This window comes from Streptomyces sp. NPDC111802, assembly GCF_055634335.1.
Genome location: NZ_JBVKCZ010000015.1, coordinates 38635 through 55208 on the forward strand (window position 1 = coordinate 38635; position 16574 = coordinate 55208).

Below are 16574 nucleotides of genomic sequence, written 5' to 3' on the forward strand. Positions count from 1 at the left end.
TCTACCTTGCGTCCCGGGATAGCTCCGATGAATCGCAGGGAATCGCCACGCAGCTGAATCAGCCGCCGGGAGGCGCCATGCCCAGCCCGTCCAGACGTACCGTGCTCGCCACCGGATCAGCTCTCGGCGGGACCCTCCTCGCCGGCGGACTCCCCGGCGGACTCCCCGCACAGGCGAGCGCGACCGCCCCGGAAACCGACGCCCCGGCCCGCCCCGACCCCTGGCGCACCGTCCTCGACGACGCCGACCTCGTCTGGCGGCGCATGCCGGCCACCTGGTACGAGGGCCCCTTCCTCGGCAACGGATTCCTCGGTTCCGGCATCTACGCCGAGCCGGGTGCCGGGACGCGGGCCGTGCGCTTCAACGTCCAGCACTCCGAGGTCCAGGACCACCGTCCCGAGTTCGGCTCGCTCTTCGGGCTGGCCCGCCTCCCCATCGGCCACTTCACGCTGGAGCCGGTGGGCACGATCACCGGCCTGGACTGGCGGCTCGGCCTGCGCGACGCGGAGCTCACCGGCACCCTCACCACGGACCGGGGCACCCTCGCACTGCGCGCCCTCGTGCACAACGACCGCTCGGTCCTGGCCGTCGAGGTCACCCCGAGCGCGGGTGAACGCGACTTCCGCTGGGTCTTCCACCCCGCGGAGGCGATCAGCCCCCGGGCGGCCTTCAAGCCCCTCCCCGCCGGCTACCGGGGCAACCCGCCCGCCGAGGTCGCCGAGCACGACGGTGTGTCGGCGGCCGTCCAGCCCCTGCTGGCGGGCGGGCAGCATGTGACGGCGTGGCGGGAGCGGAGCACGGGCGGGGCACGGACGCTGTACGTCCATGTCGCGCACTCCCACCCTGGGACGACGGCGCTGGACCGGGCGCTGAAGGCCGTACGCCGCACGAGCCCGCTCCCCTACTCCGCGCTGGCGGCGACACACCGGGCCTGGTGGCACGCCTACTACCGCAAGAGCTTCCTCTCCCTGCCCGACGCCCGGATGCAGCGCTTCTACTGGATCCAGCTCTACAAGGCCGCTGCCGCCGCCCGCCGCGACGCCCCCGTGATGGCGACCAGCGGCCCCTGGCTGGAGCCCACCCCGTGGCCGAACACCTGGTGGAACCTCAACGCCCAGCTGGAGTACTGGCTGATCCACGGCTCCAACCACCTCGAACTCGACGCGATCACCCGGTCGTTGAGCGCGTTCCGGGACAACCTGGCCAAGGAGACTCCGGCCCCGTACCGCACGGACTCCCTCGGCATCCCGCGCACCACGGACCCGACCCTGGTCAACGGCGCCGCCGACCCGCTGACCGGCTACGGCGTCGGCGTCCCCGGCCAGGACCCGCCGACCCCCGAGGTCGGCAACCTCACCTGGGCGCTGCACAACGTCTGGCTCAGTTACCGCCACACCATGGACGAGTCGATCCTCAGGGACGTCCTGTACCCCTTGCTGCGCAGGGCGATCAACTACTACCTGCACTTCCTGGAGCCCGGCCCGGACGGCAAGCTGCATCTGCCGGCCACCTTCTCCCCGGAGTACGGCGGCGACTCACGGGACTGCAACTACGACCTGATGCTGCTGACGTGGGGTTGCCGCACCCTGCTCGACTCGGCCGAACTCCTCGGCATCGACGACGCGTTGGCGCCGCGCTGGCGCGAGGTCCTGGCACGGAGAGCGGCCTACCCGACCGACTCGAACGGCTTCATGATCGGTGCGGACATCCCCTTCGCGAAGTCCCACCGCCACTACTCGCATCTGCTCGCGGTGTACCCGCTGTACGAGCTCACCGGCCGCACGCCCGACGAACGGGCCCTGATCGAGCGGTCGTTGGCCCACTGGGTGGGCTTCGAGGGCGCGCTGCAGGGCTACACCTTCACGGGCGCGGCGTCGATGTCCGCGCTGCTCGGCAAGGGCGAGGACGCGCTGCGCTACCTGGGGGAGCTGATGTCCCGCTTCGTCCAGCCCAACACCATGTACAAGGAGTCGGGCCCGGTCATCGAGACGCCACTGTCGGCGGCCCAGTCCCTGCACGACATGGTCTGCCAGTCCTGGGGAGGTACGATCCGCGTCTTCCCCGCTCTCCCGGCCGGCTGGGCGGACGTGACGGTGCACGACTTCCGCACCCAGGGCGCCTTCCTGCTGTCGGCGGTCCGCGAGGGCGGCGTCACCCGCTGGGTACGGCTGACCAGCGAGGCAGGCGCGCCCTGCGTCGTACGGCACGGCATCACGGGGCCGTTCGAGGTGCGGGACGGGCGGGGCCGACCGCTGCGGTGCTCGGACGCCGGGGACGGAGCGATCCGCATCCCTCTGCGCAAGGGCGACTCGGCGCTGATCACGCCCCGCGGCGTACGGCCGGACCTGACGATCGCGCCGGTACGGGCGAACGGGGAGGCTCCGCGTTGGGGGCTCCCGGCGGAGTAGGCCCAGGGCAGTAGGGCGAGCGCCCGATGCGGCGCCGGGGCGGGCGTGCTTCGCTTGCCGTATGACCGGTTTCAGCGAGGCCGAACGCGCATACCTGACGTCACAGCGACTGGGACGGCTGGCCACCGTGGACCCGGCGGGCCAGCCCCAGGCGAACCCGGTCGGCTTCTTCCCGCAGGACGACGGGACGATCCTGATCGGCGGACGCGCCATGGGCACCACCAAGAAGTGGCGCAATCTGCGCGGGAACCCCAAGGTCGCTCTGGTCGTCGACGACCTCGTCGGGGTACGGCCGTGGCGGGTGCGCGGGATCGAGATCCGCGGGGACGCGGAACTCCTCACCGGCCCGCACGGGCTGGGCCCGCACTTCAGCGAGGAGGTCATCCGCATCCATCCGCGGTGGGTGCGCAGTTGGGGGCTCGACGAGGGCTAACCGACCGGAAGCGTGCCCTCCAGCGTGAGCAGTCGCACCTTGCGGTCGAGGCCGCCCGCGTATCCGGTCAGTGCCCCGCCGGCCCCGATCACCCGGTGGCAGGGGCGCACGATCAGCAGCGGGTTGGCACCGATGGCGCCGCCGACGGCCCGCACGGCCGGGCGGGAGGCGCCGATGCGCGCGGCGATCTCGCCGTACGTCGTGGTGGACCCGTAGGGAACGTCGTCGAGGGCGGCCCAGACCCGCTCCCGGAACTCACTGCCGGCCGTGCTCAACGGCAGCTGGAAGTCCTTCAGTTCACCGGCGAAGTAGGCGGCGAACTGTTCCTCGGCCGCGCGGAAGAGCGCGGGGTCGCGCCGCCAGCCGTCCTGGACGGTACGGCCGCCCTTCTGACCGGGCACGGAGACGGAGGTCAGGGCGCCGGTCGCGGGGTCGGCGGTGAGGAGGAGGGGGCCGAGCGGGCTGTCGAGCTCGGTCCAGTGGACGGGGGTCGTGACCATCATGATTACTCCAACTCCCCTGCTGCACACAGGTGTTGCCAAGCGTAGGAGCGCCAGGGGCGCCAGCTGTCGGGGGCGTCGACGCCGGGCGGGGCGACGTCCGGGTCGCCGAGGGCACGGGTGCGGATGACGGCGACCGTACGGGCGTCGAGGCCGGGCAGGGCAAGCAGCGCGCCCTGTGCCTCGTCCCGGTCGGCGCCCGGGTCCAGCCGTACGGCCCCGTCGGCGAGGGCGGCGGTGAGCGCGCCGAGGGGCCCGCGCGGCTCGGCCTCGGCGAGGACGGCGGCCTCGGGGAACAGATGGGTGAGGCCGTCGCAGGGCGCGTCGAGCGCCTTCCCGTACCGTCGCACCAGTTCCTCGGCCGTCTCCGGCCCCACCAGCACCCGTACGGCGAGTTCCTCCGCGTCGGCGGCCCCGGGCGAGCGCAGCCCCGGCCGGGCGGCGACGAGCGGACCGAGCCGGGCGTCGGCACCCAGCCGCTCGTCGACGGCGTAGGGATCGGCGTCCAGGTCGAAAAGCCGCCGAAGCCGCTGTACGGCGGTGGTCAGATCACGCAGATCGGTGAGATGAAGCCGGGCGTCGAGCCAGCCGCCGGGGTGGGCCGCACGCGTGTCCTTCCCCATGTCACCCACGCTCTCCTCGACCGCGACGACGGCGCTTCCGTGAGGCAGGCGCAGGGTGCGGCGGTAGGTGCGCCGGCCGGCCGGACCGGAGACCTGCTCGATGCCGGGTACGGCCTCGTACTCCAGCAGGTCGAAGACGGCACCGGCCTCATAGGACCCGCGGTGGGCGAGCCGCAGGGGGATCCCGGCCGAGGGGGTGGCGGTACGCCGGGAGGGGTGGCCGCCGCGTGGTGCGGCGGCGCGCAACTCGCTCGGGGTCGAGGCGTACACCGCCCGGATCGTGTCGTTGAACTGCCGCACACTGGCGAACCCGGCCGCGAACGCGATCTCCGTGATCGGCAGGTCGGTGGTCTGGAGCAGCACCCGTGCGGTATGCGCCCGCTGAGCGCGGGCGAGCGCGACCGGGCCCGCGCCGAGTTCGGCGGTGAGCTGCCGCTGCACCTGCCGGGCGCTGTACCCGAGCCGCGTCGCGAGCCCGGCGACGCCCTCCCGGTCGACGATCCCGTCGCCGATCAGCCGCACGGCACGGCCGACCACGTCGGCCCGCACGTTCCACGCGGCCGACCCGGGCACGGCGTCCGGCCGGCACCGCCGGCAGGCCCGGAAACCCGAGCCCTGCGCGGCGGCGGCCGTCGGGAAGAACCGCACGTTGTGCCGCTTCGGGGTGACCGCCGGGCAGCTGGGGCGGCAGTAGATGCCGGTCGTTTCGACGGCGAAGAAGAACTCGCCGTCGAAACGGGCATCACGGCTGCGTACCGCCTCGTACCTGGTGTCCTCGTCCATCACGGTGTCCAGTGTCCGCCGTGCCGCGGGGTGGGGCTAGCGGAAAACGGACATGGCACTGTCCGACACGGACCGCACGGACCACACCTTTCCATGGGACCGTCACCTGGAACGCCCCCGCTTCGCCTCCATCGCCGCCCTTCCCTCCGCCCCCTTCCGCTTCCAGTCCTTCTTGATCTCGGCCCTGAGCCGCGCGTCCGTCTTGGCCACGATCCACTGGTTCTCCCGCATCAGCTTGCGGTAGCTCTCCAGCCGGCGCGGTGGCAGCGAACCCTCGTCGATCGCGGCCAGTACCGCGCATCCCGGCTCGCTCTCGTGCGCGCAGTCTTGGAAGCGGCACCGCTGGGCCAGTTCCTCGATCTCCGCGAAGACCTGGCCGACACCGGCCTCGGCGTCCCACAGCCCGACGCCGCGCAGCCCCGGTGTGTCGATGAGGACACCGCCGCCTGGCAGGACGAGGAGGTTGCGCGTGGTGGTGGTGTGACGGCCCTTGCCGTCGACGTCGCGCGCGGCCTGGACCTCCATCACTTCCTCGCCGAGCAGCGCGTTGGCCAGTGTGGACTTGCCCGCTCCGGACTGACCGAGCAGCACGGAGGTACCGCCACCGACGACCGCGGTGAGGACATCGAGCCCCTCCCCCAGGGTCGCGCTGGCGGTCAGCACCGGCACACCCGGCGCCGCGGTCTCCACGTCCTGGACGAGATACGAGAGCGTCACCGCGTCCGGCACGAGGTCGGCCTTGGTGAGGACCACGACCGGCTGCGCGCCCGACTCCCACGCCAGCGCGAGGAACCGCTCGATGCGGCCGAGGTCGAGTTCCACGGCCAGTGACACGGCGACGATGGCGTGGTCGACGTTGGCGGCGAGGATCTGCCCCTCGGACCGCTTGGAGGAGGTGGAACGCACGAAGGCGGTACGGCGCGGCAGATACGCGCGTACGTACTGCGGGTTCCCGGCCGGTTCGACGGCGACCCAGTCACCGGTGCACACGACCCGCATCGGATCGTGCGGGGTGACGAACGCCGTGTCGGCGCGTACCGGACCGTCGGCGGTGACGACGTCGCACTGCCCGCGGTCGACCCGCACGACCCGTCCGGGCAGCAGCCCTTCGGCGTCGTACGGGGTGAACGCGTCGGCCCAGCCGGTGTCCCAGCCGTAGGGAGCCAACGCGGGGAAAACAGAGGTGGAAGTCAACGGGTGACCCTTCACAAGGGTGGCCCCGGCAGCCGCGTACACATGACGCGGAGAGATCAGGTGAGGTCAGCCGGCGGCCACGGAGGTGGACTTGACGAACTGGATGCGGGCAGTGCTCATCGCAAAGACAGCCATCGGTCGACACCTCCCTTTTCACACTCGATCGGCGACCGCGGCACGCGGCGCGTCGGAACAACGGTCACTCTAGAGTCGGCCCACCATGTCGCGCCACCGGTTTTCGGGCGGTGAGCAAGGGTCAGTCGGCCGTCGCGCAGTCGTGCCCGTTCAACGTGAAGTCGGACCCCGCCGAGTTCTCACCCTCCCAGGAGGCGATGAACCCGAAGGAGAGCGTGCCGTTCGCGGGGACCGTCCTGTTGTAGTCGGCGGCCTTGGCACTGACCCGGGGGCCGTTCTGGGCGAAGCTCGCGTCCCACATCTGGCCGACCTGCTGGCCGTCCGGGAAGGACCAGGCGACGCGCCAGTCGTCGAGGGCCTGTTCGGAGGTGACGGTGATGGTGGCCTGGAAGCCGTCGGGCCATTCGTTGACGAGGTCGTAGTCGACGCTGCAGGTCGGCGACTGGCTCGTGGACGGGTCGGGTTCCGGGTCCTCCCCGCGGGCCGTGGTCGACGTGGTGCCCTGGGGTCCCGGCTCGGGGTTCTCGGGCTCGGGCGAGTCGTCGCCCTTCGGGGCGCTCTTCGACGGGGCTGGGGAGTTCGTGGACGGCTGCGTGGCGGCCGTGACCGGCAGGGAGAAACCGGGGTCGGCGACCGGCTGACGGTCGGACGGGTCGCCGCCCGCCGTGGTGCCTTCGCCGGTGGAGCCGCCCGGCATCATCGACACCGCGAGGGCGAGTGCGGAGACGAGGACGGCCGCGACGAGCAGGCCGCTGCGCACGACACGCGCCTTGTGCGCGCCGGGGTCCGGCGGGCCCGCGTCGGCGTCCGCCGAGCCGGGGCGCCCGGCTCCGAGGCGCACTTCGGAGGCCCGGCGGCGGCGCTCCAGATAGGCGAGGCCGCCCCAGCCGATCACGCCGCCGGCGAGGGCGCCGGGCAGCCCGCCGCCGGACAGCCGCAGACAGGCGGCGGCCTCGGCGCACTGGACACAGGTGGCGAGGTGGCGGGAGAGGTCGTCGGGGGTGTCGGCGCCGTTCGAGCGGGTGACGGCGTCGAGGAGGCGGGCGTAGCTGCGGCACCGCGCGTCCATCGGAGTGTCGAGGTGGTTGCGCTGGCAGCGGTCCCGGAACAGGCCGCGGACCTGGGTGAGTTCGTCGGTGACGGTGGCCGGGTCGAGACCGAGCCGGCGAGCCACGACGGTCTGTGGCAGCGCCTCCACCTCGGCCAGCCACAGCAGCGCGGCGTCCGGTTCCTGCATGTCGCGCAGTCCGCGCAGCGCGAGCGGGCGCTGCAGCGGGGGTCCGGTGTAGCGGGCGGCCTTCTCGGAGTTGAGCCACAGGCGCAGGTCGGGGTCGAGGTCGTGGCCCTGGCCGTTCTCCTCCCAGGCGGCCGCCGTGGTGCGTACGGCGGTCAGGAGGAGGGGGATCCGGGGCAGCCGGGCCGGGCGGCGGCCGGCACTGCGGAAGGCCCCGGCCTCGGCCTCACGGGCCTCACGTATACCGGCGGAAAACGCCTCAGCGGCCAGCTGGTTGGCGGCCGAGGACCCGGCCGTGCACAGGTCGGCGTACGACAGCACGGCATCCCAGCACTCGGAGAACAGCGCTGCCTCGGTGGCGTCCTGGGGAGTCGGCAGGTCGGGCATGAGTCTCCTGCATCCACATGCGAGGTCAACTCGCCATATTGGCAATGGAGTTGGGGGGAACCTCGCGGCAGGACATGAGCCTTTCACGTTTCCGACACAACTGACAAGCGCCGTATTCAAATGTCATGACAGACCGACGCGCCCCACAACCGCAGTCACTTGTACGGACGCGGGGCCCGTTTGTCTCACCCGTACCGTCGCCTAAACGGTCGTGGACTCCTCGGCCGGCAGGCTGTCCATGAAGGAGCTCACGGAGAACACCGCGCGGCCGGGGCCGGGCGGGCCGTAGCCGGGGGGCGAGGACAGGCCGAAGTCCTCCATCGTCTGGCGATAGGCCTGGAGCAGCCGGATGTGGTACTCCAGCGGCGCGCCCTGCGGGTTGGCCTTGCCGAGCGGGGTCGTCGGCTCGGGGCACCAGGTGGTGAAGCGCGGCGTGATGCCGTGGGACATGAAGAAGCGCAGGCCCTCGGTCGTCGAGGCGATCGCCTCGTCCACCGTCGTGAAGCCGAAGGGTTCCGCCATCTCCACGCCCGCCACGAAGTTGGGGATGACGTTGCGGGCGCCGAAGATGTCGGCGGAGTCCAGGATGCGCTTGTGCCACTCGTCGCGGCCGACGTAGCGCTCCTTGCCGGGGCAGTACAGCTCGAACAGCCGGCGGTCCCACACCTCGTAGTTGGGGTGGTAGATCTGCACGCCGTAGTCCTTGAAGCGCTGGACGTCGTCGCGCGGCAGCGCCTGGGCGACGACCTTGCCGATCCAGCGCCCCGGGAAGCGCTCCTCGATGGCCTTGGCGTAGTGGCCGTAGAAGTCGGCCTCGTCGCGCCCGGCGACCGTCTTGGTGATCGCGCCGCCGGTGAGGGTGTAGGCGGTGGACGCCTTCGCCGTGTCGTACCGGTCGATGATCTCCAGGGCCTCGAGGACCTCCTCGACGTCCTTCACTCCGGTGTACGGCCGGCCCGCCGCCTTGTGTTGGCGCCAGTTGTGGTTGATGTCGCAGTACTGGCACTCCTCCTTGGCGCCGAAGTACTGGCAGACCCGGAAGACGGTGAGGTAGATCAGGTAGCCCCACTGGATGGTGGGGGCGACCTCCATGACCGACTTCCCGCTCGCGAGGGTGTGCCGGTAGTACTCCGGCATCGGCGGCACACCGACGTCGGCGATGCGCTTGCCGTCGAGGTAGAGGCCGAGCATCCCGTCCTCGTCGGCCGCCACGCGATAGGGCGACGACGGGTTCACGCGCACCGAGACGACGGTGCGCCGCAGGTCGTACGGGCCGCCGGTGAGGATGATCTCCTCCGGCGGGCGGCGCAGCGCGGCCTCGCCCAGCTCGGGCAGGGTGCCGTGGTCGAAGGAGAAGATGAAGTACGACTTCGGCTTGACCTCGCCGTTCTCGTTGTCGCTGAGGGCGGACGGGTCGAAGGCCACCCCGCCCCGGAGCAGATCCTCCTTGAAGACGGCTTCCCGCGGAACGTGCGGGAATCGCTCCATCAGATCCTCGACCAGTGCGGTGCGGCTGCCCATCCGTAATCTCCTCCCGGCTCAGGCGTACGACTCCTCACGGTATGCCCCTGCCTGAGCCCGAGCCGCATCGGGTCCCCTCCGGGCCCCCGTGTCAGCCGCACGCCGGACGATCGCAGGGCGCCGGAATTCACCCTGCCCGGTGCGCCGACCGGGCGTACGGGCGCCGCCGGAGGACGCCTGCCCCTAGGCCTCCCGCCCCAGCGCCGCAGGGTCGACCGGGTGTGCCGGTTCCTCGCCCGCCACCAGTCGTTCGGCTTCCTCCGTCACCGCCAGGCCCAGGCGGGACGCCTCGTTGCCCTGGGAGCCCGCGAGGTGGGGTGTGATGAAGGCGTTCGGCAGGTCGTACAGGGGGGAGTCGGCGGGCAGGGGCTCGGGGTCGGTGACGTCGAGGATCGCGGAGAGACGGGCCGTGCGGAGCTCGGCGATCAGGGCCTCGTGGTCGATCAGGGCGCCGCGCGCGGTGTTGATCAGGACCGCACCGTCGGGCATCAGGGCCAGCTCGCGGGCGCCGATGAGGTGGCGGGTCTCGGGGGTCTCGGGGGCGTGGATCGACACGACGTCCGACGTGCGCAGCAGCTCGTCCAGCGGAAGGAGGGGTACGCCGAGAGCGGCGGCGCCCGCTTCGTCGACGTACGGGTCGGCGAGGGCGGGGACCAGGTCGAAGGGGCGCAGCAGCTCGATCACCCTGCGTCCGATGCGCGAGGCCCCGATGAGGCCGACCCGGCGGCCGTGGTTGCCGATGCCGGGGACGAGCCCCCAGCCCGGGAAGGCGCGTTCGGCGCGGAGGCGGTCGCGGGCGGCGAAGAGGTCCTTCCCGGCGAGCAGGATCATGGCGAGCGTGTACTCGGCGACCGGCACGGCGTTGGCCACCGCCGCCGAGCTCACCGTGATGCCCCGCCGCCACAGCTCGGGCGTGGCGAGGCCCTTGACCGAGCCGGCCGAGTGCAGCACCGCGCGCAGCTTGGGGGCGGCGTCGAGTGCGGCCGCGTCGAGGCGGGGGCAGCCCCAGCCGGTGACGAGGATCTCGGTGCGGGCGAGGGTGTCCGCGAGGCGCGGGTCCGTGAAGTCCTCGGCCACCAGGGCGGGGTCGATGTCCACCGACTCCCGCAGTCTCGCCAGCACCTCCGGCGGGAAGACCTGCGGCACGTTCCGGGCGGACATGGCGAACAGGGCAAGCGGCCGCTGGGTCAAGGACGTGGCCTCCGGTCCGACGAGAAGTGATTGGAAAGCGCTCTCCACGCTAGGCGCCGCGGATGAGAGGGTCAACGCACACGCATTCACCTTGAAGGACGGCAAGGATGACCGAGACGATCACCAACTGGGCGGGCAACATCACCTACACCGCCAAGGAACTGCACCGGCCGTACTCGGTCGAGGCGATCAGCGCCCTGGTCGCGGGCAGCGAGAAGGTGCGGGTGCTGGGCAGCGGGCATTCCTTCAACGAGATCGCCGAGCCGGGCCCCGAGGGCGCCCTGCTGTCGATCGCCGACCTGCCGCCGGTGATCGAGGTGGACCGCGCGGACCGTACGGTACGGGTCGCGGGCGGCGTACGGTACGCCGAACTCGCCCGCGCGGTGTACGCGCACGGCCTCGCGCTGCCCAACATGGCTTCCCTGCCGCACATTTCGGTGGCCGGCTCGGTCGCCACCGGCACCCACGGGTCGGGGATCGGCAACGGCTCGCTGGCCACGTCCGTGCGGGAGGTGGAGCTGGTCACGGCGGACGGTTCAGTGGTGACCGTCGGCCGGGACGACCGGCGGTTCGGCGGTGCCGTCACCTCGCTGGGTGCCCTCGGCGTCGTCACCGCGCTCACCCTCGATCTGGAGCCGTCCTTCGAGGTCGAGCAGCACGTGTTCACCGAACTCCCGCTGGACGGGCTGGACCTGGCGTCGTTCGAGACGGTGATGTCGTCGGCGTACAGCGTGAGTCTGTTCACCGACTGGCGCGAGCCGGGCTTCCGGCAGGTGTGGCTCAAGCGGCGCACCGACCGGCCGCTGCCCGGTTTCCCGTGGGCCGCGCCCGCGACGGAGAAGCTGCACCCGGTGCCGGGGATGCCCGCGGTCAACTGCACCGAGCAGTTCGGGGTGCCGGGGCCGTGGCACGAGCGACTGCCGCACTTCCGGGCGGAGTTCACGCCGAGCAGCGGGGCCGAGCTCCAGTCGGAGTATCTGCTGCCGCGCGAGCACGCCGTGGCGGCGCTGCGCGCGATCGACGGGATCCGGGGCACGGTCGCCCCGGTGCTCCAGACCTGCGAGGTGCGCCTGGTCGCGGCCGACGCGCAGTGGCTCAGCCCCGCCCACGGACGGGACACGGTGGCTCTGCACTTCACCTGGATCGAGGACACCGCCGCCGTACTCCCGGTGGTGCGGCGGCTGGAGGACGCGCTGGACGCCTTCGCGCCACGGCCGCACTGGGGCAAGGTGTTCGCCCTGCCGGCCCAGGTCGTGCGCGGGCGGTATCCGAGACTGGCCGACTTCCGGGCGCTGGCGCGGGAGCTGGACCCGGCCGGGAAGTTCGCCAACGCGTTTGTGCGGGATATCCTCGGCGGCTGATGCAGCGGTGGGTCGGCGGCTGATACCCGCCGGTTCCCCCACACCAGGCGCTTCCAGCGGAAAGACTTTCTACAGCCCCTTTCCTAACCCCTTGTAGAAAGTCCGCGCACACCATAGCCTTGCGCCGCGCCGGTGCCGACGACGACCCGGCCTGGACTGAAGGGACGGGGGCACCTCCGGTGAAGCGCACCTCACGTGACATCCGCACAGCGAACCGCTACGAGGTGCTGCGCCAGATCATCGCCGCCTCACCCACCTCCCGGCAGGAGCTGGCGGCCGCCACCGGTCTCTCCCTCGCCACGGTCGCCACGCTCGTGGGCGAGCTGCTCGACCTCCGGATGATCACGGAGGTCGGCTTCGAGGACTCGGCCGGCGGCCGCCCCCGCGGGCTCGTGGCCGTCAACGCCTCCGGCGGCGCCCTGATCGGCGTCGACATCGCGGAGACCTACGTCCGGGTCGAGCTCTTCGATCTCGCGCTGAACGTCCTGGCCCGCGCCGACGAGGGCATGCGCCCCGGCGAGAGCCGCCCCGAGCAGGTCGTCGGCCATGTCGCCGCCGCCGTCGGCTCGGTGGTCGCACAGGCCGGTGTGGAGGGCGCGCGGGTGCTCGGCGTGGGCGTGAGCGTGCCGGGTCAGGTGGACCGGGACACCGGTGTCTCCGAGTACGCCCCCAACTGGGACTGGCACGACGTGCCGGTGCTCGACCTGCTCGCCGAGCACGTCGCCTACCCCCTCTACATGGACAACCCGCTGCGCGCCAGCGCGGTGGCCGAGCTGTGGTTCGGTGCCGCACGCGGCCGCGGGGACGCCGTGGTGGTCAACCTCGGCACCGGTGTGGGCGCCGGGCTCGTGCTCGGCGGCGGGCTGCACCGGGGCGTGAGCAACAGCGCCGGCGAGTGGGGCCATACGACGCTCGTGCTGGACGGGCGGCTGTGCCACTGCGGCAACCACGGCTGCGTCGAGACGTATGTCGGCGCGCCCGGGATCATGGTGAACCTGCGGGAACTGGCCGCCGACAGCCCCCTGTTGCACCCGGAGGACCAGACGGCGACGATCGACGCGCTGGCCCGCGGGGTCGCGGCGCACGATCCCGTGGCGCTCAAGGTGGTCCGGGACACCGCCCGTTACCTGGGCGCCGGGATCGCCGATCTGGTGAACCTCTTCAACCCCGAAGTCGTCGTGCTGAGCAGTTGGGTCGCCGCGACCCTCGGCGAGCCGCTGCTGCACGAGGTGCGCGAGGCCGTCGCCCGGCACGCGCTCAGGCGGCCGCTCGCCGCCACCCGGATCGTCCTCTCCCCCATCCCCACGGACCCGGTGTGCCTGGGCGCGGCGACGTTCGCGCTCGAAGGGGCGCTCCAGTCCGTGGGCCAGAGGACCGCGGCAAAACGCACCACCCCCGCAAGGAGCCGTACCGCACCACCTTCATGACGACGGAAGGGATGCACGTGACTCTCCCCCGCAAGTACCCCCACCCCCGCAGATCGGTCCTGCTGACGGCCGCGGCCGCGCTGGCTGTCGCGGGCCCTCTCATAGCCGCCCCGCCCGCGGGCGCCGCCGCCACCCCGGCGGCCGAGGTCTCCCCGCACGCCGCCCAGGCCATCGACAACATCGGGGCCTCCGGCGCCTGGTGGGTCAACGACCTGAAGAACTTCGACCCGAAGGTCCAGGCCCGGGTCGCGGGGCTGCTGTTCTCCGCCGGCGGCCTGGACCTGAGCGCCTACCGCTACAACATCGGCGGTGGCGGCACCGGCGTGACCTACGCCCCGCGCGCCCCCGAGGACTTCCTGGGCGCCGACGGGACGTACGACTGGAGCAAGGACAAGGCGGGCCGTACGTTCCTGTACGCCGCCGCCAAGTACGGCGTCGAGGACCTGATCGCCTTCGTCAACAGCGCGCCCGCCCGGTGGACGACCAACGGCAAGAGCTGCGGCGGCTATCTGAAGACGGAGAACGAGCGGGACTTCGCGAAGTACGTCGCGGACGTCACCGGTCACTTCGCCGGGCAGGGCGTGAAGATCGACTACATCAGCCCGTTCAACGAGCCGACGAACAGCTTCGACTCCTGCGGTCAGGAGGGCATGCTCGTCGACGTGCCGCAGCGCGACGACATCGTGCGGACGCTGGGCGCCGAACTTCAGGCCCGCAAGCAGAAGACCGGCATCATCGCCGACGAGTCGACCAGCACGGTGAAGTTCAACGACGAGGTCCCGCGCTGGATCAACGAGCCGGGCACCGCCCAGTACGTCGACAAGCTGGCCCACCACACCTACGACAACCCGTCCGACGCCGACCGGGCGCAGGTGTACGAGACGTCGAAGTCGGTCGGCAAGACGTCCTGGTCCACCGAGATCTGCTGTTTCGGCAAGGGCGGTACGGGCTGGGCTCAGGAGTACGACCCCACGATCGACGGCGGACTGAGCCTGTCGCGGATCATCCACAAGGACTTCGCGACCGCGCACGACTCGGCGTTCCACTGGTGGGTCGCCCTGTCGGAGATGATCGGCTCCGATCCGCTCGCGAAGAACGACCAGGGCTGGAACGACGGCCTGATCTACTACGACCCGAACTACGCCACGAACGGCAACCAGACGCTGTACTTCACCAAGCGGTACTACGCGCTCGGCCAGTACAGCAAGTTCGTGAAGCCGGGCGCGGTCATGCACAACGTCACGGGGCTGCCGGACGGCGTGGAGGCCTCGGCCTACGACCGGAACGGCAAGTGGGTGGTGGTGGTCAACAACCACAACACCACCGACACGGCCCTGAACCTGCACTTCAACAGCAGGTCGCCGCTGCGGGCTGCCAAGGCGGTGCGTACCTCGGCCGACGAGAACTGGGCGAACGTCGCCAAGCCGTCGGTGAAGGGCGGCACGGTGTCCGCGTCACTGCCGGCCCGCTCCATCACGACGTACGTCCTCGACCAGAAGCCGTTCGGCGGCTCCTCGGCGGTGACCGGCGCCTGGCAGGGCGAGCAGTCCGGCAAGTGCCTGACCGCGGACGCCTCGGGTGCGGCGATCGGCGCCTGCACGGGCGGGGTCGAGCAGTCGTGGTCGTACGACAAGCGGGGTGCGCTCAAGGGTGCCAACGGCTATCTGACGGTGGGCGGTTCGGGGCTGGTGGCTTCCGCCGGCTTCACCGGTGACGCCGGTCAGCGCTGGCTGCTGAACTCCAACGGGCAGATCGTCAGCGAGGCCTCCGGGAAGTGCCTGGACGTCGGCGGGCAGGCCACCGCCGACGGCAGCAAGGTGAGCGTGTACACCTGCAACGGCGGCACCAACCAGGCCTGGTTCCGGCAGTAACTCCCGCCTCCGGCAAGGGGGTTGCGGGCCTCTGGTGCGTCAGCTCGCAACCCCCTCATGTCCGGTATGCCGAACGTGGCACAACGCTTCGTGCAGACTTCGTCCAACCCCTTGCCGAAGCCTTAGCCGAAGGTTAACGTCCCGCACCGCACCCTCATTTGAGCCATCTGGCGCTGAGCCGCATCAGCCATGGCGCATCGCCGCAGCCGTACTCGAGACAAGGACGTCACCATGTCGGCACTGAGCAACAGCAACTGGGACCGCCGAACCGTACTGCGAGCCGCGATGGGCCTGGCCGCCGCCGGCGGTCTCGCCGCGTGCGGCGGCAACAACGGCCGTGGCGGCGGGTCCGGTTCGGGGGTCGGTCTGAACCAGTACTTCCACGCGTACGGCGAGGCGGGCACCGAGCAGGCCGTCAAGAAGTACGCCAAGGCGTACAAGGACGCCAATGTGACCACGCAGTGGATCACCGCCGCCGACTTCGAGAACAAGCTCTTCGCGACGCTGCTCACCGACAACGCGCCCGACCTGTTCGAGTTCCACCCGCAGATCCAGATGGTCAAGAGCGGCCAGGTCGCGGACCTGACCGACATCATCGAGCCGGTCAAGGACGACTTCAACCCGGCCGACATCGCCTCGCACACGGTGGACGGGAAGATATACGGCGTCCGTATGATCGACGACCCGCAGTTCTTCTTCTACCGGCCGTCGCTCTTCGAGAAGGCGGGCGTCAAGGTCCCGGAGACCCTCGACGAGCTGATCGAGGCGGCCGCGAAGCTCACCACCGGCAAGGTCAAGGGGCTGTACCTCGGCAACGACCTGCACGCCGTCATCAACCCGATGATCTGGTCCGCCGGCGCCGACACCCTGGACGACAAGAACCAGATCGCCTACCACACGGACGGCGTAGTCGAGGGCCTGAAGAAGATGCGCACGCTGTTCACGAGCGGCGACCTGCTCCTCGGCGCACCGACCGACTACTGGGACCCCTCCGCGCTCAACCAGGGCCTGTGCGCCATGCAGTTCTGCGGCATGTGGGCGATGCCGCAGTTCCAGCAGACCCTCGGCGACGACATCGGCGTCTTCCCGTTCCCGAAGGTCACGGACGACGGCAAGCCCTCCGTCTACAACGGCGGCTGGTCGATGTTCGTCAACGCCAAGGGCAAGAACGTCGACGCGGCCAAGGAGTACGTGAAGTGGCTGTGGATCGACCAGAAGCAGTACCAGGAGGACTGGGCCACGTCCTACGGCTTCCACATCCCGCCGCGCACCTCGATCGCCGAGAGCGCCGACAAGCTCAAGTCGGGCCTGCCGGCCGAGGGCGTCAAGCTCTTCAACGAGTTCGGCCACTTCGACAACATCGGCTGGACTCAGGCCATGATCACCGCGCTGGAGGATGTCTTCGCCAACTCCGTCCGCAAGGGCGGTGACCCGGAGGCGGCGCTCGACAAGGCGGACGCGGCGGTGAACCGCGAGCTCAAGAAGCTCTTCGGATAGGCCGGCGGA

12 protein-coding genes are annotated in these 16574 nt (G+C 71.1%); 6 read left to right on the forward strand and 6 right to left on the reverse strand.

Annotation, left to right across the window (positions count from 1 at the left end; genetic code table 11):
• The first annotated feature begins 77 nt into the window (after positions 1 to 77).
• Together ACZ7NC_RS18420 and ACZ7NC_RS18425 are read left to right on the forward strand one after the other, a co-directional pair.
• The gene (locus tag ACZ7NC_RS18420) at positions 78 to 2408 is read left to right on the forward strand and encodes a glycosyl hydrolase family 95 catalytic domain-containing protein (RefSeq protein WP_471489462.1); all 2331 of its coding nucleotides are present in this window, start codon (positions 78 to 80) and stop codon (positions 2406 to 2408) included.
• Between the two features lie 61 nt (positions 2409 to 2469).
• Entirely contained in the window at positions 2470 to 2841 is a 372-nt protein-coding gene (locus ACZ7NC_RS18425) for a PPOX class F420-dependent oxidoreductase (RefSeq protein ID WP_471489464.1), read from the forward strand.
• Here ACZ7NC_RS18425 and ACZ7NC_RS18430 read toward each other — a convergent pair.
• The 6 genes from ACZ7NC_RS18430 to ACZ7NC_RS18455 form a co-directional block, all read right to left on the reverse strand.
• A complete protein-coding gene (locus tag ACZ7NC_RS18430; protein ID WP_471489466.1) occupies positions 2838 to 3344 on the reverse strand; it encodes a methylated-DNA--[protein]-cysteine S-methyltransferase in 507 nt (168 codons plus the stop codon). The genes ACZ7NC_RS18425 and ACZ7NC_RS18430 overlap by 4 nt on opposite strands.
• 2 nt (positions 3345 to 3346) lie before the next feature.
• Positions 3347 to 4747, reverse strand: coding sequence for an AlkA N-terminal domain-containing protein (locus ACZ7NC_RS18435; RefSeq protein ID WP_471489720.1), 1401 nt, complete (start codon positions 4745 to 4747; stop codon positions 3347 to 3349).
• Positions 4748 to 4849: 102 nt separating this feature from the next.
• Positions 4850 to 5941, reverse strand: a complete 1092-nt coding sequence (gene rsgA, locus ACZ7NC_RS18440; protein ID WP_471489468.1) for a ribosome small subunit-dependent GTPase A — start codon at positions 5939 to 5941, stop codon at positions 4850 to 4852.
• Positions 5942 to 6197: 256 nt separating this feature from the next.
• Positions 6198 to 7697 (reverse strand): cellulose binding domain-containing protein, encoded by a 1500-nt coding sequence (locus ACZ7NC_RS18445; RefSeq protein WP_471489470.1) that lies wholly within the window; start codon positions 7695 to 7697, stop codon positions 6198 to 6200.
• Positions 7698 to 7898: 201 nt separating this feature from the next.
• On the reverse strand, positions 7899 to 9218 hold the full coding sequence (locus ACZ7NC_RS18450; RefSeq protein ID WP_471489472.1) for a radical SAM protein: 1320 nt from the start codon (positions 9216 to 9218) through the stop codon (positions 7899 to 7901).
• Between the two features lie 183 nt (positions 9219 to 9401).
• Complete coding sequence (locus ACZ7NC_RS18455) at positions 9402 to 10409, reverse strand: hydroxyacid dehydrogenase (RefSeq protein WP_471489474.1); 1008 nt, start codon at positions 10407 to 10409, stop codon at positions 9402 to 9404.
• Positions 10410 to 10516: 107 nt separating this feature from the next.
• On the opposite strand from ACZ7NC_RS18455, the gene ACZ7NC_RS18460 reads away from it, so the two are divergent.
• The 4 genes from ACZ7NC_RS18460 to ACZ7NC_RS18475 all read left to right on the forward strand — a co-directional run bounded on the left by ACZ7NC_RS18460 (position 10517) and on the right by ACZ7NC_RS18475 (position 16565).
• Positions 10517 to 11770 carry an FAD-binding protein gene (locus ACZ7NC_RS18460; RefSeq protein ID WP_471489476.1) on the forward strand — a complete coding sequence of 418 codons (1254 nt, stop codon included), beginning with the start codon at positions 10517 to 10519 and terminating at the stop codon, positions 11768 to 11770.
• A gap of 179 nt (positions 11771 to 11949) precedes the next feature.
• Positions 11950 to 13197, forward strand: coding sequence for an ROK family transcriptional regulator (locus tag ACZ7NC_RS18465; RefSeq protein ID WP_471489478.1), 1248 nt, complete (start codon positions 11950 to 11952; stop codon positions 13195 to 13197).
• Between the two features lie 11 nt (positions 13198 to 13208).
• Positions 13209 to 15068 (forward strand): glycoside hydrolase, encoded by a 1860-nt coding sequence (locus ACZ7NC_RS18470; protein WP_471489480.1) that lies wholly within the window; start codon positions 13209 to 13211, stop codon positions 15066 to 15068.
• 231 nt (positions 15069 to 15299) lie between these two features.
• Positions 15300 to 16565, forward strand: a complete 1266-nt coding sequence (locus tag ACZ7NC_RS18475; protein ID WP_471489482.1) for an ABC transporter substrate-binding protein — start codon at positions 15300 to 15302, stop codon at positions 16563 to 16565.
• Positions 16566 to 16574 lie beyond the last annotated feature (9 nt).

Excerpts from the sequence above, each read along its gene's own strand:
- ACZ7NC_RS18460 (WP_471489476.1), top strand. The coding sequence starts at position 10,517 with ATGACCGAGACGATCACCAACTGGGCGGGCAACATCACCTACACCGCC.
- ACZ7NC_RS18430 (WP_471489466.1), bottom strand. The coding sequence starts at position 3,344 with ATGATGGTCACGACCCCCGTCCACTGGACCGAGCTCGACAGCCCGCTC.
- ACZ7NC_RS18420 (WP_471489462.1), top strand. The coding sequence starts at position 78 with ATGCCCAGCCCGTCCAGACGTACCGTGCTCGCCACCGGATCAGCTCTC.
- ACZ7NC_RS18450 (WP_471489472.1), bottom strand. The coding sequence starts at position 9,218 with ATGGGCAGCCGCACCGCACTGGTCGAGGATCTGATGGAGCGATTCCCG.
- ACZ7NC_RS18445 (WP_471489470.1), bottom strand. The coding sequence starts at position 7,697 with ATGCCCGACCTGCCGACTCCCCAGGACGCCACCGAGGCAGCGCTGTTC.
- ACZ7NC_RS18425 (WP_471489464.1), top strand. The coding sequence starts at position 2,470 with ATGACCGGTTTCAGCGAGGCCGAACGCGCATACCTGACGTCACAGCGA.
- ACZ7NC_RS18470 (WP_471489480.1), top strand. The coding sequence starts at position 13,209 with ATGCACGTGACTCTCCCCCGCAAGTACCCCCACCCCCGCAGATCGGTC.
- ACZ7NC_RS18475 (WP_471489482.1), top strand. The coding sequence starts at position 15,300 with ATGTCGGCACTGAGCAACAGCAACTGGGACCGCCGAACCGTACTGCGA.
- ACZ7NC_RS18435 (WP_471489720.1), bottom strand. The coding sequence starts at position 4,747 with ATGGACGAGGACACCAGGTACGAGGCGGTACGCAGCCGTGATGCCCGT.